This window comes from Corynebacterium gottingense, from assembly GCF_003693265.1.
Lineage (GTDB): Bacteria > Actinomycetota > Actinomycetes > Mycobacteriales > Mycobacteriaceae > Corynebacterium > Corynebacterium gottingense.
Genome location: NZ_RDRE01000012.1, coordinates 1 through 20920 on the forward strand (window position 1 = coordinate 1; position 20920 = coordinate 20920).

A 20920-nucleotide genomic window follows, 5' to 3' on the forward strand; every position below is an offset into this window, starting at 1 on the left:
CTTGCTCAAATAGTGCAACCAACTGCTCGCGCTGATGCTCACTCAGCGAACTTCGAGCTCTCAATGAAAACTACTCCCCACTAGTCGGTAACTGATTTTCTCAGTCCAACTAATGGGGAGCAGTTCAGGTCACCGGCAGCGGGGGCTCTTTGGAATGCGGGCTTACAGCGCGCGCACCTGCTGGGCCTGCGGGCCCTTGGCGCCCTCGCCCACCTCGAACTCGACCTGCTGGTTCTCCTCCAGGGTGCGGAAGCCGGAGCCCTGGATCTCGGAGTAGTGCACGAAGACGTCGGAGGAGCCGTCGTCCGGTGCGATGAAGCCGAAGCCCTTTTCTGCGTTGAACCACTTAACAGTTCCGGTAGCCATGGTGAAACCTTTCACGTAAAACTTGAGTGAGATATGTTTGGTCGTCCACCAGGACCATCTCGGGGTTCCTGGCGCCCGCGTCAACGATCCTCGCGAGCACCTTTGGAGGGCGCACACAAAATCTGTGACCGTGCTCTAGTGTGCCACGAATCGCATACTTTGGCATAGCGAGTGGCATACTTCATATGGAATGACTCATACCCCCGCACCCCCACCGTCGCTCGGCGCAGAACTCATCGAGCTCCTGCGCCGCCGTTTCGGCAGCTCCACCATCACGCACGTGGAGGACGTCCCCGCTTCGCCCGCGCAGTTCGCTCCGTGGCCAGCGTGGGTGCTCCCCGAGCTGAAGCAAGTGCTTATCGACGCCTCCGTCACCGCTCCCTACACCCACCAGGCCCAGTGCGCGCAGTCGGTGCGCGACGGCAACGACACCGTCATCGCCACGGGCACCTCCTCCGGAAAGTCGCTCGGTTACCAGCTGCCCATCCTCACCGCGCTTGCCGAGGACCCCAAGGCGTGCGCCCTCTACCTCACCCCCACCAAGGCACTGGGCTCGGACCAGCTCCAGGCGACGCTGCGGATGACGTCGCAGATTCCCCAGCTCTCCGGCGTCCATCCCGCCCCGTACGACGGCGACACCCCCACCGAGGCCCGTGCCGGAATCCGCGAGGCGTCCCGCTTCGTCTTCTCCAACCCCGACATGCTGCACGCGGGGCTCCTCGGCGCGCACCCCCGGTGGGCGCGCTTCCTGCGCCAGCTCCGCTTCGTGGTGGTGGACGAGTGCCACACCTACCGCGGCGTCTTCGGCGCCAACGTGTCCCTCGTCCTGCGCCGCTTGTTACGCATCGCCGCCGCGTACGGGTCGCACCCGGTCGTGGTGTTCGCCTCCGCAACCGCCGCGGACCCGGCAGGGCAGGCGTCTCGGCTCTGCGGCCGCAGCGTCACCGCCATCACCGAGGACACCGCGCCGACCGGGTCCCGCACGATCGCGCTGTGGGAGCCCGGCTTCATCGAGGGCGCGGAAGGCGAAAACGGTGCGCCCGTGCGCTACGCCGCCTCCACCGAAGCAGCGACCATCATGTCGACGCTGATGCAGGAAGGTGCGCGCACGCTTACCTTCGTGCGCTCGCGCCGCGCTGCGGAGACGGTCGCGCTGCGTGCGCAGGAGGACCTGGTCGTGGCGGGCCGCGCCGACATGGCGGGCCGGGTGGCGTCCTACCGCGCTGGCTACCTGGCGGAGGATCGTCGCAAGCTGGAGCGTGCGCTGGACGAGGGCGACCTCCTCGGCCTCGCCACCACGAACGCGCTTGAGCTGGGCATTGACGTCGGGGGCCTCGACGCGGTGGTCATGGCCGGTTTCCCGGGCACGGTCGCCTCGTTCCGCCAGCAGGCGGGGCGCGCCGGCCGCCGCGGCCAGGCTTCCGTGGTGGTCATGGTCGCCCGCGACGAGCCGATGGACACCTACCTGGTCCACCATCCGGACGCGCTGCTGGGCCGCCCGGTGGAGTCTTCGGTGTTCAACCCGCAGAACCCGTACATCCTGCGCGGACACGTCTATTGCGCCGCCGTCGAACGGCCGCTTTCGCACGCGGACGTGGACGCGTTTGGCGCGCACGACGTCGTCGAGGAGCTCGAGCGGGAGGGCTATTTACGACGCCGCCCCCGCGGCTGGTTCGCCACCCCGCAACTGGAGGGTGAGCTCACCCCGGAGACCGCACACTCCGTCGTATCCCTGCGCGGCGGCACCGGGGAGGAGGTCCTCATCGTGGACGCGACGGACGGCCGGCTACTGGGCACCGTGGACGCCGCGCGGGCCGCCACGCAGGTCCACGACGGCGCCGTCTACCTGCACCAGGGCGAGTCCTTCGTGGTCCAGAAGCTGGACCTTGACGGCTACGTGGCGCTGGTGGCACCCGAGACGCCCGACTACTCCACGCAGGCGCGTTCCACCACGGACATCGCGATCCTGGGCGACGCCTCCGCGCGCGTCCACCCCTCCCCGGGCCTGTGGGTAGCCAACGTCGACGTCGAGGTCACCGACCGGGTCACCGGTTACGTCGTGCGGCTTGCCGACGGCACCGTGTCCGAGCACATCCCGCTCGACCTCCCCGAGCAGACGCTGATCACCCGGGCGGTGGCCTACACCATCGACCCGTTGGTCCTCGACGAGCTGGGGATCTCGGCGGGCGACGTCCCCGGCGCGCTGCACGCCGCAGAGCACGCAGCCATCGGGCTGTTGCCGCTGCTGGCCACCTGCGACAGGTGGGACATCGGCGGCGTGTCCACGGCGCTGCACCCGGACACCATGCTGCCCACGGTGTTTGTCTACGACGGCCACCCGGGCGGCGCGGGCTTCGCCGACGAGGGCTTCGCCCGCTTCCACGAGTGGATCACCGCGACGTTCGAGGCGGTGCGCGCCTGCCCCTGCGAGTCCGGGTGCCCGTCCTGCGTGCAGTCCCCGAAGTGCGGCAACGGGAACCAGCCGCTGAACAAGCACGCTGCGCTGAAGCTGCTGGGCGCGCTGGTCACCATGACCGCCGGGGACGTTCCTCCTCAGCCGGGCCAGCCCGGGCAGTAGCTTCCGCGCGCCCGATCCGGGCACGGACGGTGACGTCGCCGGTGTCCACCTCGCACAACTCTGCGGCCGCAGAGTTGAGCGTCGCGGTGCGCTCGGCGGCCTCGCAGGCGGGCGCGCCCGTGTAGAGCGCCGTCGCCCCGGAAACGGCAGCGAGGTCGGCGGCGACCTGCGCGCGGTGGTGGTCCACGACGCGCGCGCCGACCGCAGCTACCGCGAGCGCCAGCGCGATCACCGCGGTGATGATGCCCGCCGAGGTGACCGTCGCCGAGCCTTCCTCGCTGCGAAGCCTCCGGAGCCAGCCCATCAGCGTTCCCCCGCGGTGTGCTCGACGGGGAACAGCGCGGTTGCCTGCATCTGCCCCACCGCCGCCGGGACCCGCGCAGTCACCGTCACGACCCCGCCGGACTCGGCGACATCGACGCTGCCGCGCGGCGGGGCGAACTCCACCCCGATTGCGTGGGCGCGCGCCGCCGCGCCGGCCGTATCCACCGCCGTGATGTAGGCGGCGATGGTGGCGATGCCGGCAACGATGGCAGCCGCGACGGTGACGAGTGCGGACAGCGAGAGCGCTGTCTCGATCGTGGTCATTAGCCCGGGGTGTTCGTGAGTGCGTCGGTAATCACGCCCTCAATTGCAGAGGTCACTCCGTCGCCGTTTACCACGAGGTAGAGCACTCCGGCGAGCGCGGCCGCCGCGAGCGACCCAAACGCATATTCGATGGTTGACATCCCCCGGTCGTCCTGCATCTTTGCAGCGAGTTGCCCAGCGTAACCGCGTATCTTCTGGACGCCCATGACGGTAGCAGTGTTGATCGTATTCATAGTAATTGTGTTCCCTTCATTGGTTGAGAATGATTGTTGATTTTCGGAGTGGACAGTTAGTGCAAGATCGCCGCCCCCAAGCTGAGCACCGCCGGTGCAAGCCCGAGGACGAAGAACGCCGGGAGGAAGCAGGCGGTAAGCGGGATCGCGATGAGGACGCCCGCCCGTTCCGCTTTGGCGCTCGCCTCGTCGGCAGCTTCAGCACGAAGCTTGGTGACGATGCGCTCGCAGCCCGCCACGATGGCGGACCCCGAGGAGTTGGAGAGGGCAACAAGCCCGGCGAGCTCCGCGCCACCTGGGACGCTATGGAGCTCTGACCAGGCGCGCTCGGGGCTCACCCCGAGCGCCGTCAGCGCAGAGACGGTATGCCAAGGACTCGCGCGCGCATTGCCTCTGCCGGTGTCGCCGTAAGTTTCAGCTACAGCGGCGGCGGCGTCGGCGAGCGGGAGTCCGGCCTCGCAGCATGCCGCGAAGAGCGTGATGTCGGCTGCGCTGCGGTGGGCGTCGATACCCGGCGCTTCCCCGCGGGGACCATCCCGCGGGGTCTTCGAACCCGCGCTGGGAGTAACGCGCAGCCGCTGCGCGGGCTGGACCCGAGGCAGGGCGAGCGCGGCCGCGAGGAACAGTGATGCGAGAAGCAGGATCATTGCGCCGCCCTTTCTATAATCACCCGGGACACGACGGTGCCCGCGCACACCAGGGCGGTACCGACGACGAGGAGCACCCCGCCTATGCCGCCGGAGGTCAGCAGCCCGACGGGGTTCGCCCCCATCGCGGCGCCCATGAGCATCCCGGCGAGCGGCAACGCGGCGAGCACCATAGCCGTGGTGCGCGGCCCGGCCAGCGCCGCGGTTGTCGCGGCTCGGTGCTGCTCGGCGTGGTCGAGCTCGTCGCGCGCGGCGCGCAGAAGCTGGGCGACGGGGATCCCGCGCCCGGTTGCAAGCCGCCACAGCGTGACCATGCGTGCCAGCTCCGGCTGCGCCGTAGGTACCTCGATCTGCGCTGCGGAGTGCCCGAGCCGAATATGGTGGGCCAGCCGGTGGATGTCGCGCGCGAGTGGGGCCGGCGCGTTGTCGGGCAGGCGCTCGGCGGCAGTCACGCAGGCGCGCGGCAGCGGGGCTCCAGCGTCCAGGTTGGCCACCACGTGGCCGAGAAAGTCGGCGGTCACGGCCGCGCCTTTGGCGCGTTGCTGCTGCTCCCGGCGCCGGACGATGAGGTCGACGACGGTCGCCCCGACCATGACTGCCGCGAGGACCACGCTGACCCGTTTGGCGGCGACCAGGCCGAGCGCGAGCACGATGCCGGCGATGAAGAGTGTGTGGTGGAGGCGTGGCGTCGAGAAGCGTTGCACGTTGCGCGTGAGTGCGCCGAGGCGGGCAGAGGGAGCGGGGGCGGTGAGCGCAGTGGCCGCGGCGGCGATGAGCAATGGGTTCATGATGCCAGCTCCTTGTAGCCCGCGGCGGGACCGCGCTCGCTGTCCCACACCACGCGTGCGGTGACCGGCTGGCCTTCCAGCACGCCGATCTGGTGCACGTAGCGGGTGCCATCGGTGCCGCGGCGGACCACCACCACGGCGTCCACGGCTGCGGCGAGCTGTGAGTGCAGCCCGGCGCGGTCCAGACCGCCGAGGGCCGCGAGCGCCTCCAGCCGGGCGGGGACCTCGTGGATGGAATTGGCGTGGAGGGTGCCCGCACCGCCGTCGTGGCCCGTGTTGAGCGCGGCGAGGAGATCGACGACCTCGGCACCGCGGATCTCGCCAACCACGATGCGGTCCGGCCGCATGCGCAGGGCCTGGCGGACCAGGTCCGCGATGGTGATCGCACCGGCGCCCTCGGCGTTGGCGGCACGCGTGGTCAGGTTAAGCACGTGCGGGTGGTGCGGGGTCAGCTCAAGCGTGTCCTCGATGGCGATGATGCGCTCGGTGGGGGCGGCCTCTGCAAGCAGGGCAGACAGGAGCGTCGTTTTGCCGGAGCCGGTGCCGCCCACCACCAGGATCGCCTTACGCTGCACTACCAGCGCGCGCAGCAGGTCGGCGCGCTCCTGATCAAGGGAGCCGCCCGCCACCAGGTCCGCGAGCGAGGCGGTGGCGGTGCGCAGCACGCGCAGCGACAAGCAGGTGCCCACCTGGGCCGTTGGGGCGAGGATCGCGTGGAAGCGCAAGAGCGTGCCGTCGTCGCGGGTGAGGTGCCCGTCGCAGTATGGCTGTGCGTCGTCGAGCCTGCGCCCGCAGCTCAGCGCGAGGCGCGTGGCCAGGGCGCGCACGTCCGCCTCCGAGTCGAAGGTGGTCTCCGCCAGCTCGAGGCCGCGGCCGCGGTCGATGTAGACCTCGGACGGGCCGTTGACGCAAATGTCCGTCACATCGCCGGCCGCCAGCAGCGGTTCGAGCGGGCCGGCGCCGGTGGTGTCGTCGCGGAGCTTGCGCATGAGCGCGAGCACGTCGAGGTCGCTAATCACCACCGCCTCGTCGCGGATGATGTCCACCAACCGTGCTGGCGACGGGGGCGCAGGCTCGTCCGCAAGGCGACGCTGCACGCGCGCGAGTACGTCGTTGGCATCCATCACGCCACCTCCGCGAGCACCGCGTCGGCCGCCTTGCGCAGGGGCTTGGGCAGGCGCGCCGGGAGCCCAGCGCTCTCGATCGAGCGCGGCAGCCGGTGCAGCGTGGGCAGGCGGTGGCAGATCCGCGAGCGGGTCACTGCGACAACGCCGTCGTCGTCGATGCCCTGCCAGGGGGAGTCGCGGAGGACCAGCACGTGCTCCACGCCGGCGGCGTTGCACTCTAGCGCGATCGTCTGCGCCGCGCAGACGGAGCGCACCGTCGGCGTCACGACGATGACGGCCAGGTCGCACGCCGCCGGGAGCAGGTCGATGGGAACGTCGAGGACGGTCAGGCCCTCGCCGCCCACAGCGCGGCAGAGCCTCTCCAGCTCCGCCGTGGTGACCCGGAACGGGTCCGCGACGGTGCTGCGCGCAAACGTGAGGACCGCGGTGCCGGAAGCGGTGGAGGGCAGGGCGCGGCGCACGTCGGTGCGCGCTACGGCACCATCGCCCAGCACGATCTCGCCCCAGCGCGCGCCCGGCCGCTCCTCGACGCCGAGGAGGAGGTCGAGTCCGCCGGAGAGCCGGTGTGCGTCGATGAGCGTGGCGTTCCCGTCCACCTCAGCGAGCGCACAGGCGAGGACGGATGCGCCGACGCCGCCACCCGCGCCGAGCACGGCGACCGTGCGCCCGCCGCCGCTGTGCTGGCTCGCCTGTGCGCAACGGCCGAGCGCGACGAGGAGGTCGCCGGCCTGCGCCGGCAGGACGAAGGCGTCCGGGGACGCGGAGGCGTCGGCGAGGCTGCCGCTGACAATGAACACGTTGTCGGCTCGGGGCGGAGGGAGGTGTGGGGCCCAGGTGGCGTCGACAAGCACTGCGAACGCACGCGCCACGTATTGCGGCAGCGCGGTGGGGTCGGCAACGTCCACGATGGCGTGGCCAGCGGCTGCGGCGAGGTGGGTGACCTCCGGGTGGAGGAGTGGGTCGTCCACCGCGACGATGATGGGGCGGCTGGCGCGAGAATTCGGTACTTTTGCTTGCGTCATACCGTAAGCATTACAGGCGCAATATCAACGCGCAAGGGGTTGGATACATCTGTGGATAACCCAGGGCGCGATCGTATCCAAAACAAACAATCTGTGGATAACCCAGTCCCATCCCTCACACGCGACTCAGCATTTACACGCCGGGCGCTGAGGTTAGCTCGTTAGAATGAAGCACATGGCAACTCGCGCGCCGGTGGCGGCATTCTTCGACCTGGACAAGACGATCATCGCGACCTCGTCTGCCTACGCCTTTGGCAAAGAGTTCCTCAACAACGGCCTGATCACCCGCCAAGAGGCGCTCGACCTCTACCTGTCCAAGGCCTCCTACATGCTCGTCGGCCACTCCAGCGAGCAGATGGACGCCTCCCGCGACCAACTCGCGCAGCTGGTCAAGGGCTGGGATGTGGACGAAGTGCGGCGCATCACCACCGAAACGATGCACAACGTGGTCACGCCTGCGATCTACCGCGAGGCGCGCGAGCTGATCGAGCAGCACCGCGCGGCGGGCCACGACGTCATCATCATCTCCGCCTCCGCGGACATCCTCGTCGAGCCGATCGCCGCCGAGCTCGGCGTGGACACCGTCGTGGCCACCGAGGTGGAGGTGGAAGACGGCAAGCTCACCGGCACAATCACCCAGTACCTCAAGGGCGAGGCCAAGGCGGCGGCCGTGGAAACATTCGCCCGCGAGCACGGCCACAAACTCGCGCACTGCTACGCCTACTCCGATTCCGCCACGGACATCCCGATGCTCGCGGCCGTGGGCAACCCCGTGGCCGTCAACCCGGACCGCGCCCTGCGCAAACACGCCATGTCCTCTGGTTGGGAGATCCGCACCTTCAAGAACCCGGAGCCGCTCATCCAGATGCCCAACGCGCGCGAGGTGGGCATCGGCGCGGGCGTCATCGCCGGAATCACGGCGCTCGCCGTCGTCGGCACGCTGGTCACCCGCGCGATCATGCGCGACGGCCGCTCCGCCTAGCCCCCGCCCGAGGAGCTCGAGTAGCTACTGCCTCCCGTGCCACTGGTCGAGGCGCTCCAGCAACACGGCCCGCGAGTCCTCGTACGCGGCGCGGTTGCCCTCCGGGGTACCCCCGAGCATGATCTGCCAGCCGTTCGGCAGCTCCTCCGCGTGCGCAAAGAAGACGTGCCCGGCGTCCGGGTACACGTGAGCCTCCACCTGCTCACCCTGCGCCTCGAGCTCGCGCGCCGCGTCCGCGGACTGCCACATCTGGTCGTCCTCACCGGCGAAGAGCAGCACGTTCCCGCCGAAGTGCGAGAGGTCAATGCGCGCCTCCTCCGGTGCCGCTTCCGCCGCCGACTCGTAGGTCGCGCGGTACGACACCGGGTAGCCGGTCACCATGTCCCACATCTGCTTCGCCCCGGCCGCCATGGACCCCGCGCGGAACGACGCGAACGGCACCGCCTCACCCTTGTAGGTAAACGACGGCAACTCCTCCGCCTGCTGGAACACCAGCCCCGGGTAGGAATAGCTCGCGGGCACGAACGCGACCACGTTGTCCACCCGGAAGCCCTTTGCCGCCAGCAGCTCCACAAACTCCGCGCCCTTCGACGTCCCCACGACCGTCACTGGCCCATCGCCGTCCACGGTGGCGTCGATAAGCGTGCTGACCTCATCAAACTGCTCCAGCGGCACCTCCGCGAGCCCCTGCTGCTGCCCCTCCCGCCCGAAGAAGTACATGCTGAGCACCTCGTAGCCCTCGCCCGCGAGCCACTCGGCACGAGTGCGGTCCGCACCGCCCTCGGAGCCGCCGTACACAACCACCACGCCCGGGTGCGTCTTCCCCTCGGGCGTGATGTGGAACCCTTCGATCTGGTCCCCATGGATCGGGGCAACGCTTAACGACGCCCCACCATCCCCCTCCCCCGCAACAGAAGACGACCCCCCGCTCGCGAACGGGTAGGTGTGCCGGTTGTAAGCGCGCAACCCAACAATCACCGCCGCGAGGAGCACGAGCACAACCAGGAGCGCAACCAGCGCCTTGCCAAGGACCTTGAGGGCCTTCACCACATTCCTTCCCACGCAGCGCTCACACCCGTGAAAGAATCTGCGCATTTTGGACCATTTACAGGATGTTTTAGGCTTAAATCCTAACTTGCGCGGCAGCGGTTTCGTCGACCTTCCGGCCCCAATACAGGCACGAAGGCTGGACTATAGCTAAAGTCGTGGAGGACAATGCATCACACGTGTACGTATACGCGCGAGAGCAGCAGTAGCCACACGCCTTGTAGGCGACTCGCAGGAAGGTTTGAAAAACAGTGAGCAAAGACGGTCTGTACACCAGCGGTTCCACGGCAGTGTCTGCCAAGGTGGACTCCATCCCGCTGCGCGACGCCGACACCACCCAGCCGGGTAAGGATTCCATTGGCACGCTGGTCTCCAACGCGACGGAGCAGATTTCCACCCTGGTCCGCGGCGAGATCGAGCTGGCCAAGACCGAGGTCATCGGCGAGGTCAAGAAGGGCGCCATGGGCGGCGGCCTCTTCGCCGTGGCCGGCGTCATCGCACTGTACTCCAGCTTCTTCGCCTTCTTCGCCCTGGCGGAGATGCTCGCGTCCTGGATGCACCGCGGCTGGGCCTTCCTCATCGTCTTCCTCATCATGATCGCCCTCGCTGGCATCCTGGCCTTCATGGGCCTGCAGAAGGTGAAGAAGATCAAGGCGCCGGAGAAGACCATCGAGTCCGTCGGCGAGCTGAAGCACCTGCGCCCGGGCCAGGCCCAGCAGAACCTGTCCAAGGATTCCAGCGGCCTGTACTCCTCCGCCGCGCACACCACCGGCTCCACGGCAGTGACCAAGTAGGCGCTTTTCGCCTCCAGGGCCGCTCCGGGCATGCCCCGCCTGACCCCGACGCCACCCTCGGTCGTTGACCTGCCGGGGGAGTTTGCGCACCGCATGCTGCACACTCGCGGCGTGCGCCTGCACGCCGCCGTGGCCGGCGACCCCGCCGACCCCCTGGTCCTGTTCATCCACGGCGCGTACGGCGGCTGGTTCGACTTCCGCTACGCCCTCGCCCCGCTGGCCAGCCGCGGCTACCACGTTGCCGCGCTGGACCAGCGGGGCTTCGGCATGTCTGACAAGCCCGCCCACCGAGGCGGCAACCTGCTGCGCATCCTGCGCGGCGACCTCGGCGGGGTGATCCACACCCTGGGACATGCGAATGCCGCCCTCGTCGCCGCCGATACCGGCGCCGTGGTCGCCCGCGCCCTCGAGCAGGCCCAGCCTCAGCTCGTCCGCAGCGTGCTCACGCTCCCCAACGAGCCGCACCTCCCCGCCTGGCTCGGCCGCCTCCCCGCCCCCGTCGCGGCCGCCACCGCCACACACCTGCCCGGCGCGCTGGACCGCGCGTGGCGCAGCGCGTTTCACGCCACCCTCGCGCGGGCAGCGGCCGACAGCGCCGCCAAGCACCCCGATCACCCAGCGGAAACGCTCGCGACCCGGCTTGCGGCGCTGCGCATCGATAACGCGCTGCCCCACATCCTCGCCACGCACCGCCTGCGGCGGCACGCGCCAGCTACCGGCGCCAACCACGTCCTCCACGCCCTGCCCTACGCGGGGGATCCGGGGGCGTTTGTGCGGGGCGTCGAGAAGCACTTGGCGTCATAGCACTCCTGGTGCTTTAGACCGCGCAGGTTTGCGTGTCCACCGGGTCGGTGAGGCGCTCGACGTCGCCGATCACCTCGCGGAGCTGCGTGCCGGTCAGGGCGTAGCCGGTGTCCGCGACGTCCACGTCCGTGCCGAAAATCATGCCCGCGACCTGCCCCTCCGGGGTGAACATGGGCCCGCCGGAGTTGCCCTGGCGGATGTCGCCGCGGATCGTGTACGCGCCGCGCTCCACCCGGCCAGTGGCGTAAATGTCCGGGCCGCTGAGCTCCAACTGGGTCCGCACGCGTACCGCGTCTGCCTCAAAGGGGCCGGATTCGGGGAAGCCCATCACCACGGCGTCATCGCCGGACTTTAGCTCGCGCGGCGCCCACGTCAGCTCCGGCAGACCCAGCTCGGGGGCGTGAAGGACGGCGATGTCCACCTCCGGGTCGTAGAGCACGACGTCCGCGTGCTTCACGCCCAGCACGGTGTCCAGGTTGACCAGCTGGGTGCCCGCCACCACGTGGGCGTTGGTCAGCACGTAGCCGTCCGCGATGACGAAGCCGCTGCCCATCAGGCGGTGGTGGCAGGTCTCCGAGTCACCCACGACGTGGACGACGCTCGGTCGGACGCGGTCGACCAGGTCACCGGTCACCACCGACTCGTCCGGCGCGTCCACCTCACGCTTCGCATCGGCGCTCAACGGCGAGACCAGCGGCGGCAGGCCCGTGTCGTGCAGCAATGCGGCCGCCTTGGCGGGCAGCTGCGCCCATGCGTCCGGTGTTGCGGCGTCAATCCCGCGCAGCACCCGCGAGTCCCGCAGCGCGGCGCTCTGCGGCTCCGGAAGCGCGCTGACCAGCGGGATCGACACCAGCCACAGCGCCAGGGACATGGCCAGCGCTTGCAGCAACGCGCCCGCGACGGAATCCAGCGCGCGCATCGGGCGCCACCGCTGGGCGCCGCGCAGGGCGTCGCCAATCGCGGAGCCAGCCAAGTTCCCCAGCCCGACGAAGAACACCACGACCGCCAGGAAAATGATGACGCGCAGCCCGCGGCCGGAGAAGAAGTCGAGCGTGTACGCGGCAGCGAGCAGCCCCACAATCAAGCCGGCCACGCTGCCCACCGCGATGAACACGGACGCCAGCACGCCCCGTCGCCACCCCGCCGCGAAGCTGCCCACCACCAGAATCGCCGCGACGAGGTCCACGATGGCTGATCCGGTCACTGTTTTGCTGTCTCCTGGTTCGTGTTGTGGGGCGTCATCGGGGCCGGTCCGCGGGGGCTACCGCGTGTACCGCGGCTCCCCGTTGGCGGAGTTGGCGAGCACCTCGTCCAAATCGCGCAAAGTGCGGTCCCAGTCGCGGGCCCACGCGGCTTGCTCCAAAAGTATTGAGAGCAGAATAGCCGTAAAGCCCCACACAACGTAGCACCCGGCGCGGAAGGCGGGCCCGGCAAAATTGGCCAGCCCCACCTGCAGCCGGTTCGCGGGGTCCACCAGGTCGCGCACGGCGATGAAGAAGACGTCGTCCGTTTCAAACGGGCTGGCCACGTAGGTCTCGCCCGGCTGCTCCGCGTACGCAATCACCGGCCGCACCCGGAGTCCCCTGCCGCCCGTGGTCACTGTGCGCAGCGTGGCCAGCGGCGTCACGCGCGAACGCTCGAGGCCGGTCTCCTCCCAGGCCTCGCGCAGCGCCGCGTCGACGGGCCCGCGGTCCCCGGCGTCGATATGCCCGCCGGGAAACGCCATCTGCCCCGAGTGGCTCCGCATCCGCGGCGTGCGGTGGGTGATGAGCACGTGCGCGTCGTCCGGGATGGTCGCCGACGCCGCGTTCCCGGTAAACAGGATCAGCACCGCGGCCTCGTCCGCCGCGTCCTCCGGCACGGTGCGCCCGTGCAGGAGGGGCCGCGCCGCCTCGCGGTAGGTGCCGCGTTGAATCCGGTCGATCAGCGGCGCGAGCCAGCGGGGCGCCTTGTGGGGCTGCAGTGGGACGTCGAGAAGCTGCCCTTTCTTGCGCTCGCTCATCGCCGGAGCACCCCGTCGATGGCGCTGGCCAGTGCCTCTTCGGACTCGAAGGCCTGCGCGAGCGTGCCCACCTGCTTGCCGTCGCGGAACACCACCGTGATGGGCACGACGCCGGGCAGACCCAGCCGTCCCGCGAAACTGTTGGCGGAGTCCTGGTAGCTGGGCAGCTCCACGCCGAGCTCGTTGAGCAGGTCGGCCCCGGCCGCCGCCTGGCGGTCCGCGTGCACGCCCACGACCTCCACGTCCGGGTGGTCTGCGGCGTAGCGCTCGAACACGGGCAGCTCAGTGCGGCACGGCTCGCACCACCAGGCCCACACGTTGACTACCGTCACACCCGCGCGCTCTCCGGGCACATCGGCGCCGCCCAGGCACGGCAGCTCCACGCCACCGACCCCACCGGCCACGCAGTCGGGCCGCTGGGCCACGGGCGCTTCCTCGCTTATCGACGCCCCCGTCTCCCCCTTCCCACGCACCTCATCACCCGATCCGCCGCCGCGCAGCAGCGCTACAGCGCCGGCGACGACGAAGCAGGTGACCACCAGCGCGCCCACCACGCTGGCCACGACCGCGGTCTTGCCCGACCTCACTGCGCATCACCCAACATGCCCAGGATGTGCTCGCGCTCTTCCCCGGTGACCAGGGCCGCTGCCTCCTCCGGGCTGGTTGGCCCCGCGCCGAAGTCGGGGCAATCGAACGCGATGGGGCACGCGCCGCACGCCGGCTTCTTCGCGTGGCAGACGCGCCGGCCGTGGAAGATGAGCCGGTGCGAGAACATCGTCCACTCGCTTGCGGGGATGATTTGGGCAATCTCCCGCTCGATCTTCACCGGGTCGCGCTGCGCACTCAGCGCTAGGCGCGCGACGAGCCGCTGGAAGTGCGTATCCACGGTGAGCCCCGGCTTACCAAAGACGTTGCCCCGCACCACGTGCGCGGTCTTGCGTCCCACTCCAGGGAGCGTGACCAGGTCCTCGAGCGCGACCGGGACCTCGCCGCCGAAGTCCGTGACCAGCTTCTGCCCCAGCCCGATCAGGTTGGCGGCCTTGGCGCGGTAGAACCCGGTGGGGCGGATCAGCGCCTCTACCTCCGCCTGGTTTGCCGCCGCGTAATCCTGCGCCGTACGGTAGGTGGCAAACAGGGCCGGGGTGACCTGGTTGACGCGGACGTCGGTCGTCTGCGCCGAGAGCACCGTGGCAACGAGCAGCTCGAGCGGGTTGGAAAAGTCCAGCTCCGCGTGGGCGTCCGGGAACGCCGCCGCCAGGGTGCGGTTGATCCGCCGGGCGCGGCGGGTACGGCCCAGCTCCGTCTCCTTCCCCTTCGCCGCCGGGTGGGATCCCGGTGCGCGGCGCCGCGGCGGCGTAAGCTTGCCGGCCGGCGGTTTCCCGGCGTCCGGCGCAGGGGGAAGCAAGGCGTTGGACATGCTGCAATGCTATCGCACACGTACCATGACCCCTATGACGGTAATTTTAGTTGCGATCCTGCCCCTCTTCCTCGGCCTGTTCACCCTGGGCATGGAACGCCTCGAAGCAGCATCAGTTGAGGCCCATTAACACGCACTATTGTTACTAACTGAACGTTTGCTGAACCTAAAATTGCCGGTAGGGAAACTTTTCCGGGATATGGTACCCATCACAACATGAACTGGTAGCATCTGCCATTGTGACCACGCCGTAAAAGCGACACTTAGGTGACCAAAACCACGCAGAGGATAACAGTCACCGCCGTTCCGAGGAGGTTCAATGGAAGGCATTCAGGACACGCTGGCCAAGGCCGGCATTTTCCAGGGCGTCGACGCCGACGCGGTGGCCGCTCTGATCAAAGAGATGGAGACGCTGACGTTCTCCCGCGGTACCACCATTTTTGATGAGGGCGAACCGGGCGACCGGCTCTACATCATCGTAGACGGCAAGGTAAAGCTGGCTCGCCACGCCCCCGACGGACGCGAGAACCTGCTCTCCGTGATGGGTCCGTCCGACATGTTCGGCGAGCTGTCCATCTTTGACCCGGGCCCGCGCACCTCCTCCGCCGTCTGCGTCACCGAGGTGACCGCGGCGACGATGGACTCGCAGATGCTCAAGCAGTGGATCACGGACCACCCGGAAATCTCCCAGCAGCTGCTGCGCGTGTTGGCCCGCCGCTTGCGCCGCACCAACGCGTCGCTGGCAGACCTCATCTTCACCGATGTGCCCGGCCGAGTGGCCAAGACGCTGCTGCAGCTGGCCAACCGCTTCGGCACCCAAGAGGGCGGCGCGCTGCGTGTCAATCACGACCTCACACAGGAAGAGATCGCCCAGCTGGTCGGCGCTTCCCGCGAGACCGTGAATAAGGCGCTCGCTACGTTTATGCACCGCGGCTGGATCAAGCTGGAGGGCAAGTCCGTCCTCATCGTGGACACCGAGCACCTGGCTCGCCGCGCCCGCTAGCCCGCGAGCACCCAAATACGAACACTGCCCCGGCACCTTGCCGGGGCAGTCGCTGTTGTACGGGGCGTTACTTCTGGTTGCGCAGGTAGCGCAGACCCACGCGGGTGGACTGCTCGGCAGCGCCGCGGAGGACCGGATCGACATCGTCATAAATCGCGTCGACGAGGGTGTTGATGTCTGCGTCCTCGCCGTGCTCCTTGAGCGCCTGCTGGATCTGCTCGAGGCGCTGGTTGCGGCGGTCAATGTACTTGCGCGCGTACTTGGACAGGTCCTCGCCCTCGGGGCCGTGACCCGGCAGCAGCATGATGTTTTCGCCGCGAGTCTCCAGCATCTCCAGGCTGTCCAGGTACTCGCCCACATCTCCATCGGTTTCGGAGATCATGGTGGTGTGGCGCCCCGCAATGGTGTCGCCGGTGATGATGCCCTCCAGCTGATCGTCCTCCACCTCGTGGGTGTAGACGAAGAAGCAGACGGAGTCCCGGGTGTGGCCGGGGGTGTGCGCAACCTGCAGCTTCGGCGTCACGCCGTCGAGGGAAATGATCTCGCCGTCCTGCAGCGCTTCCGCGTTATGGCAGTACTGCGGGTCGAACGAACGAATCGGCGCGCCGGTGAGCTGGCGGAACCGCTCTGCACCATCCGCGTGGTCGTGGTGGCGGTGGGTGATGAGGATGAGGGCGACCTTGTCTGCCTTAGCCTGCAGCACGTTGAGGTGGCCTTCATCCGCCGGGCCCGGGTCCACGACGATGCTGTACTCATCTTCCGGGTCGCGGATGACCCACGAGTTCGTGCCTTCCAGCGCCGCGTAGCTCGGGTTGGGCGCCAATACGACAGCGGCGGAGGTCGTCACAGGGCGCAACTGACTGTAAGCGGGGTGCTTCATGCCTCCAACCCTACCGCGTCCTGCACCATCAGCGCAGCACGGGGCATGCGCTTATCGACGCCCCTCCGCACCCTCCGCAACCTCAACCACGAGCTCGACTTCGACGGGTGCGTCCAGCGGCAGGACAGCAACACCAACCGCGGAACGCGCGTGCTCACCGGCCTCGCCGAAGACCTCCTTCATCAGGTCGGAGGCGCCGTTGATCACGGCCGGCTGGCCGGTGAAGGACGGGTCCGAGGCGACGAAGCCGACGACCTTGGAGATGCGGGTGACATTGTCCAGGCCCACGAGCGCGTCCACGGCGGCGAGCGCGTTCAGCGCGGCCTGGCGGGCGTACGTGTAGGCATCCTCCGCGTTGACCTCTGAGCCGACTTTGCCGGTGGCCGGCAGTGCGCCGTCGATAAGCGGCAACTGCCCCGACGTCCAGACCTGGTCGCCGACGCGGTTCGCGGGGACGTACGCCGCGACGGGCGCGGCGACCTGCGGGAGCTCAATGCCGAGCTCGGCGAGTGCTGCGGTCCACGATCCTGCCATGGCCTACTCCACCTCTCGCTTGAGGTACGCGACAACGTTATCCGGGTTGGGGCCCGGGGTGACGGAGACGAGCTCCCACCCGTCCTCGCCCCAGGTATCCAGGATCTGCTTCGTGGCGTGAGTAAGTAGCGGCACAGTGGCGTATTCCCATTTCTTCATGGCGACCACCCTACCGTGCCGCGCCACGCGACAGCGGGGCTTCTATTCTCGTGTCGGCTCAGGCACGACGAAGCGGTACCCCAGCCCCGGCTCAGTGAGGAGAAACTGCGGGTTCGTCGGGTCATCTTCCAGCTTGCGCCGCAGCTGGGAGGCATACACACGCAGGTAGTGACCCTGCCCTTCAAAACCCGGACCCCAGATCTCCTCTAGCAAATCCTCCTTGCGCACGAGTCCGCCGTGGGCGCGGAGCAGCGTGGTGAGCACACCCCACTCCGTCGGGGTCAGGTGGAGGACCTCACCGGCTTTGGTCACGCTGTGCTGCGGAATATCAATGCGCAGATCCCCCGCGCGAATGACCCCGGTGTTCTGGTGCACCGGGGACTGCTGCGGCGCACCGTGCCGCAACGCGACGCGGACACGGGCAAGCAACTCTTCCATGGAAAAGGGCTTGGTCACGTAATCATCGGCACCTTGGTCCAGCGCCGCGGCGCTTAAGAAGGGATCAGCGCGGGCCGTCAGGATCACCACGGGTACCGCGGACCAGCCGCGGATCCCGTCCAGCACCACGGAGCCGTCCATGTCGGGCAAGCCCATATCCAAGATGACCACGTCGGGCTCGTTGCGCGAGACGACCTGCAGCCCCTTTGCGCCAGTGCCCGCGACAAAGACCTCGTAGCCGCGCGCTTTAAAGTTGATCCGCAGCGCGTTGAGCAGACGCGGGTCATCGTCCACGATCGCAATACGCACTTTCCTATTCGTCATCGCTTTCTCCTTCCCGCCGCGGGAAACTTAGGGTAAACGTTGCCCCCGGGGTGGCTTCGACGGTGATCGTACCGCGCATTGCCTCGACAAACCCGCGAACTACTGACAAACCAAGACCTACGCCACTGTCGTTGTTGGTATCGCCGAGACGCTGGAACGCCACGAACATGTCCTTTTGTTTCTCGGGCGGAATCCCCGGCCCCTCGTCCGACAAAGTCAGCTCTACTCGATCGTCCACAACTGCCGCGCTCAGGAGAATCTCCCCCGTTGGCGCGTAGCGCAGCGCGTTATCGAACAGGTTCGCCAGCACCCGCTCGAGCAGGGCGGCATCGGCGCAGCAGGTCATGCCCCGCAAGCTTTCATCGAGCACAAAGCGCTGCGTCTGCGCGCGCGAATGTCCAAACGCGCAAGAAGCAATCGCGCGGTGCGCCACCTCGTAGAGCTCCACCGCTTCACGACGAGCCGTCACCGCACCGGCACTCAGACGCGAGTGGTCCAACAGGTTCGTCACCAGAAGCGTGAGCTGGTCAATACTCGCAGCGGTTTCCGCCAACAGCTCCTCCCTATCCTCCGGGCTGAATTCCACCTCCGAGTTACGCAGCGAAGAGACCGCGAGCTTCGCCGTAGCCAGTGGGGTGCGTAGATCGTGGCTCACGCTCGACAACAGCGCGCGGCGCAGCTCATCTGCCGCCGCCACCGCGTTCACGCGCGCCGCCTCCTGGCTCAGCTGTTCCTCGCGCACCACACCCGCGAGATACCCAGCGACGACTGCGACTAGGGTCCGGTCGCGCGCCGACAACGCCGGGCCTTCCAGAGCCAGCTCGACAGTCTGGTCCTCACTGTAAACGACCGTCTCGATGTTTTTACCCGGGGCCGAACGCGGAATAGGGAGACGAGTGTGTTTTCGCTCCCCGCTGCCAGTGCTCTGAGATCCCCGTGCCGCAGACGAGGAGTACCACACAGCGAGGCTGTCGCCTGAGGCGTCAACAAGTTCGGCGCGGTGGCATCCAAACGCTTCGCCGACTTTCCGCATCACCGCGTCGATTGGTGCCACGTCGGCGTTGCGGTTGAGCACTGCGCGGGAGAAGACGGTGAGGAGCTCCGCGTCGCGGGCAGCTACGAGCGCATTGTGGCGCTCCCCCTTGGTCCTCCGAACCAAGATCCCCACGGCCAACGCGGTGGCAACCATGACAGCGGCGATCACCGCGTTCGCCGGATCAGCAATGTCAAAAGTATGTATGGGAGGGGTGAAGTACCAGTTCACCGCCAGTCCCGACGCCACCGCCACCAGCACTGCGGAGAGCAAGTCTGCAGCGAGGCTGACCAGGAGGATGAGTGCAAAATAGAACGCGGCGCAGGTGCCGGTGCCCAACGCCTGGCCATCTGCCGCGACAAGAAGCGCGGTCAACGCGACGAAGGCAAGAGCCGCCACCACCAACGACACCGCGCGGCGCGGAACCGAGCGCAGTGGGCGAAAGAGCTGAGTGACCCTGCGCGTTCGTTTGGGAGGCAGGTTCACAATGTGGCAGTCAATCTTGCCGGACTGGCGCACCACCGCATCCACCACAGAGCTGGGGCCGTGCAGCTCAAACCGTCCCCTGGAGGAGACCCCCAGCACCAGCTGCGTTGCATTGACACTCCGTGCAAAATTCAGCAAGGCTTCTGGCACCGAGTCGCCGGTGACCTGGTGCAATCGCGCGCCGACGTCCTGGGCCAGCGTTTGCAGCTTTGCCAGTTGCTGCGCCGACCCCGCTACGGACGAGGTACCGGATGCGAAAGAGTCCCCAAAGACCACGTGCACCACGTGTAGCTCCGCGGAAGACTTCGTGGCAATGCGACGCCCGCGCCGGATGAGCAGCTCGGCGTGCGCAACATTCTGCACAGCCACGACAACCCGCTCCCGCGCCTCCCACGTCTCCGTGATCTCCTGCTCGGCACGGTAGGCCGCCAGGGCTTCGTCGACCTGATCTGCCAGCCAAAGCAGGGCGAGCTCGCGGAGCGCGGTGAGGTTACCGACGCGAAAGTAGTTATTTAGCGCCGGTGCGATGCGCGCCTCGTGGTAGACCTGGCCGTCGCTCAAGCGCGTGCGCAACAGTTGCGGGGAGACGTCAATCAGCTCGATCTCGTCGGCGGCACGAACCACCTCATCGGGCACCGTTTCCTGCGGCGCGATGCCTGTGATCTGCGTGATGACGTCGTTGAGGCTTTCTACGTGCTGGATGTTCAAGGTGGAAATCACGTCGATTCCCGCATCCAAGATCTCCTCTACATCCTCCCAGCGCTTCGCGTGCGTTTCGCCGCGAGGATTGGAGTGCGCGAACTCGTCGATAAGCACGATGCTCGGTCGCCTCCTAAGCACTGCCTCGGTATCCAACTCACCGGCGGCGATCGCGCCAACGTGCCGCCGCGGAATGACCTCGAGGCCCTCGCACAGCGACTTCGTGTAGGCACGGCCGTGATCTTCAACAATGCCGACGACTACATCAGTGCCACCCCGCAGCAGTGTGTGCGCCTCACTCAGCATTGCGCAGGTCTTGCCCGAGCCGGGCGCAGCGCCAAGATAGATTTTGAGCCGACCCCGCTTAGGAGTCTGGGGTGTGGAGTGCGTGGACATAAGTCAATTCTCTTATGCGCAGGGCGGTGGCGTGGGCAACGCCATGTTCAGCGTGGTCACATTGACAGCGTCCTGGCCAAGAATCCCCAGGCTAGCGAGGTCAGTGTGGGTGGCAATCAGCTCCTCGATCTCCGCGACACTCATACCCTGCTCCCGCGCGACTCGAGGTGCTTGGAGTGCGGCGTACGCGGGGCTGATCCCAGGGTCGACGCCGGAACCAGAGCCGGTCACCGCGTCGCTCGGTACCTCGCCCTCCGCGACCCCTTCCCGCTGAGCAATTGCTTGCCGACGCTTGCCTATCTCCTCCTGCAGCACCGCACTACTCGCACCGTAGTTGCTCATGCCCTCGGCGCGAGGGAAGAAGTACGGGCCTTCGCTCACGCCATCTTGAATTTTGGCTGAGCCCGCCAGACATTCACCCTGGTAGAGCAGGCTCCCCTCCGCCGAATCCACCTTGATGCGGGAAATTCCCCACACCGCCGCCGGGTACGCCAAACCGAGGGCGAAGGTACACAGCAGTACTGCCACAAAACCGGCGATGAGGTTACGCATATAGATACGCATGACTATTCC

General features: G+C 67.8%; 24 protein-coding genes. 5 read left to right on the forward strand and 19 right to left on the reverse strand.

Annotated features, from left to right (window positions below; translation table 11 throughout):
* Nucleotides 1-162 precede the first annotated feature (162 nt).
* Entirely contained in the window at nucleotides 163-366 is a 204-nt protein-coding gene (locus EAW56_RS08170) for a cold-shock protein (protein ID WP_034996968.1), read from the reverse strand.
* A 190-nt stretch (nucleotides 367-556) separates the two neighbouring features.
* Here EAW56_RS08170 and EAW56_RS08175 point away from each other — a divergent pair, with 190 nt between their 5' ends.
* A complete protein-coding gene (locus EAW56_RS08175) occupies nucleotides 557-2944 on the forward strand; it encodes a DEAD/DEAH box helicase (protein WP_122086068.1) in 2388 nt (795 codons plus the stop codon).
* Here EAW56_RS08175 and EAW56_RS08180 read toward each other — a convergent pair.
* The 7 genes from EAW56_RS08180 to ssd form a co-directional block, all read right to left on the reverse strand.
* Complete coding sequence (locus EAW56_RS08180) at nucleotides 2892-3248, reverse strand: Rv3654c family TadE-like protein (RefSeq protein WP_095275185.1); 357 nt, start codon at nucleotides 3246-3248, stop codon at nucleotides 2892-2894. The two genes, EAW56_RS08175 and EAW56_RS08180, sit on opposite strands and share 53 nt — an antisense overlap.
* The gene (locus tag EAW56_RS08185; RefSeq protein ID WP_095275186.1) at nucleotides 3248-3532 is read right to left on the reverse strand and encodes a hypothetical protein; all 285 of its coding nucleotides are present in this window, start codon (nucleotides 3530-3532) and stop codon (nucleotides 3248-3250) included. Before EAW56_RS08185 ends, EAW56_RS08180 begins: the two co-directional genes overlap by 1 nt.
* Complete coding sequence (locus EAW56_RS08190) at nucleotides 3532-3738, reverse strand: DUF4244 domain-containing protein (protein ID WP_122086107.1); 207 nt, start codon at nucleotides 3736-3738, stop codon at nucleotides 3532-3534. The genes EAW56_RS08185 and EAW56_RS08190 overlap by 1 nt, the downstream gene beginning before the upstream one ends.
* 83 nt (nucleotides 3739-3821) lie before the next feature.
* The gene (locus tag EAW56_RS08195) at nucleotides 3822-4412 is read right to left on the reverse strand and encodes a type II secretion system F family protein (protein WP_122086070.1); all 591 of its coding nucleotides are present in this window, start codon (nucleotides 4410-4412) and stop codon (nucleotides 3822-3824) included.
* Complete coding sequence (locus EAW56_RS08200; protein WP_122086072.1) at nucleotides 4409-5200, reverse strand: type II secretion system F family protein; 792 nt, start codon at nucleotides 5198-5200, stop codon at nucleotides 4409-4411. The genes EAW56_RS08195 and EAW56_RS08200 overlap by 4 nt, the downstream gene beginning before the upstream one ends.
* Entirely contained in the window at nucleotides 5197-6324 is a 1128-nt protein-coding gene (locus EAW56_RS08205) for a TadA family conjugal transfer-associated ATPase (RefSeq protein ID WP_122086073.1), read from the reverse strand. Before EAW56_RS08205 ends, EAW56_RS08200 begins: the two co-directional genes overlap by 4 nt.
* Entirely contained in the window at nucleotides 6324-7349 is a 1026-nt protein-coding gene (gene ssd / locus EAW56_RS08210; RefSeq protein WP_095275190.1) for a septum site-determining protein Ssd, read from the reverse strand. Before ssd ends, EAW56_RS08205 begins: the two co-directional genes overlap by 1 nt.
* A gap of 175 nt (nucleotides 7350-7524) precedes the next feature.
* Between ssd and EAW56_RS08215 the strand changes: the two genes are divergently transcribed.
* Nucleotides 7525-8331 (forward strand): HAD family hydrolase, encoded by an 807-nt coding sequence (locus EAW56_RS08215; protein ID WP_244213391.1) that lies wholly within the window; start codon nucleotides 7525-7527, stop codon nucleotides 8329-8331.
* A 24-nt stretch (nucleotides 8332-8355) separates the two neighbouring features.
* Here the strand turns inward: EAW56_RS08215 and EAW56_RS08220 are convergent, their stop codons facing one another.
* Nucleotides 8356-9378, reverse strand: coding sequence for a dienelactone hydrolase family protein (locus tag EAW56_RS08220; RefSeq protein WP_208636501.1), 1023 nt, complete (start codon nucleotides 9376-9378; stop codon nucleotides 8356-8358).
* A gap of 251 nt (nucleotides 9379-9629) precedes the next feature.
* Here EAW56_RS08220 and EAW56_RS08225 point away from each other — a divergent pair, with 251 nt between their 5' ends.
* Together EAW56_RS08225 and EAW56_RS08230 are read left to right on the forward strand one after the other, a co-directional pair.
* On the forward strand, nucleotides 9630-10172 hold the full coding sequence (locus EAW56_RS08225; protein ID WP_095275193.1) for a phage holin family protein: 543 nt from the start codon (nucleotides 9630-9632) through the stop codon (nucleotides 10170-10172).
* A gap of 30 nt (nucleotides 10173-10202) precedes the next feature.
* Nucleotides 10203-10976: an alpha/beta fold hydrolase gene (locus EAW56_RS08230; protein WP_095535938.1), complete on the forward strand. Its 774-nt coding sequence runs from the start codon at nucleotides 10203-10205 to the stop codon at nucleotides 10974-10976.
* 13 nt (nucleotides 10977-10989) lie between these two features.
* Here EAW56_RS08230 and EAW56_RS08235 read toward each other — a convergent pair whose 3' ends face one another.
* The 4 genes from EAW56_RS08235 to nth are packed head-to-tail and all read right to left on the reverse strand — an operon-like array spanning nucleotide 10990 to nucleotide 14395.
* The gene (locus EAW56_RS08235) at nucleotides 10990-12180 is read right to left on the reverse strand and encodes a MarP family serine protease (RefSeq protein ID WP_095535937.1); all 1191 of its coding nucleotides are present in this window, start codon (nucleotides 12178-12180) and stop codon (nucleotides 10990-10992) included.
* Between the two features lie 57 nt (nucleotides 12181-12237).
* Nucleotides 12238-12978, reverse strand: coding sequence for an NUDIX hydrolase (locus EAW56_RS08240; protein ID WP_095535936.1), 741 nt, complete (start codon nucleotides 12976-12978; stop codon nucleotides 12238-12240).
* The gene (locus EAW56_RS08245; protein ID WP_122086078.1) at nucleotides 12975-13565 is read right to left on the reverse strand and encodes a TlpA family protein disulfide reductase; all 591 of its coding nucleotides are present in this window, start codon (nucleotides 13563-13565) and stop codon (nucleotides 12975-12977) included. Before EAW56_RS08245 ends, EAW56_RS08240 begins: the two co-directional genes overlap by 4 nt.
* Entirely contained in the window at nucleotides 13562-14395 is an 834-nt protein-coding gene (gene nth / locus EAW56_RS08250; RefSeq protein WP_122086079.1) for an endonuclease III, read from the reverse strand. Before nth ends, EAW56_RS08245 begins: the two co-directional genes overlap by 4 nt.
* Before the next feature lie 319 nt (nucleotides 14396-14714).
* Between nth and glxR the strand changes: the two genes are divergently transcribed.
* A complete protein-coding gene (gene glxR, locus EAW56_RS08255) occupies nucleotides 14715-15398 on the forward strand; it encodes a CRP-like cAMP-activated global transcriptional regulator GlxR (RefSeq protein WP_095535934.1) in 684 nt (227 codons plus the stop codon).
* Nucleotides 15399-15465: 67 nt separating this feature from the next.
* Here glxR and EAW56_RS08260 read toward each other — a convergent pair whose 3' ends face one another.
* From EAW56_RS08260 to EAW56_RS08285, 6 genes are read right to left on the reverse strand one after another with little or no spacing between them, the layout of a single operon-like run.
* Nucleotides 15466-16278 carry an MBL fold metallo-hydrolase gene (locus tag EAW56_RS08260; RefSeq protein WP_095535933.1) on the reverse strand — a complete coding sequence of 271 codons (813 nt, stop codon included), beginning with the start codon at nucleotides 16276-16278 and terminating at the stop codon, nucleotides 15466-15468.
* Between the two features lie 51 nt (nucleotides 16279-16329).
* Nucleotides 16330-16812: a RidA family protein gene (locus tag EAW56_RS08265; RefSeq protein WP_122086081.1), complete on the reverse strand. Its 483-nt coding sequence runs from the start codon at nucleotides 16810-16812 to the stop codon at nucleotides 16330-16332.
* A 3-nt stretch (nucleotides 16813-16815) separates the two neighbouring features.
* Nucleotides 16816-16971, reverse strand: a complete 156-nt coding sequence (gene sp36 / locus EAW56_RS08270; protein WP_095066741.1) for a Sp36 family protein — start codon at nucleotides 16969-16971, stop codon at nucleotides 16816-16818.
* A 42-nt stretch (nucleotides 16972-17013) separates the two neighbouring features.
* Entirely contained in the window at nucleotides 17014-17733 is a 720-nt protein-coding gene (locus EAW56_RS08275; protein WP_095535931.1) for a response regulator, read from the reverse strand.
* Nucleotides 17723-20347, reverse strand: coding sequence for an ATP-binding protein (locus EAW56_RS08280; protein ID WP_095535930.1), 2625 nt, complete (start codon nucleotides 20345-20347; stop codon nucleotides 17723-17725). Before EAW56_RS08280 ends, EAW56_RS08275 begins: the two co-directional genes overlap by 11 nt.
* A 12-nt stretch (nucleotides 20348-20359) precedes the next feature.
* Nucleotides 20360-20911: a potassium-transporting ATPase subunit C gene (locus EAW56_RS08285; RefSeq protein WP_095535929.1), complete on the reverse strand. Its 552-nt coding sequence runs from the start codon at nucleotides 20909-20911 to the stop codon at nucleotides 20360-20362.
* Nucleotides 20912-20920 lie beyond the last annotated feature (9 nt).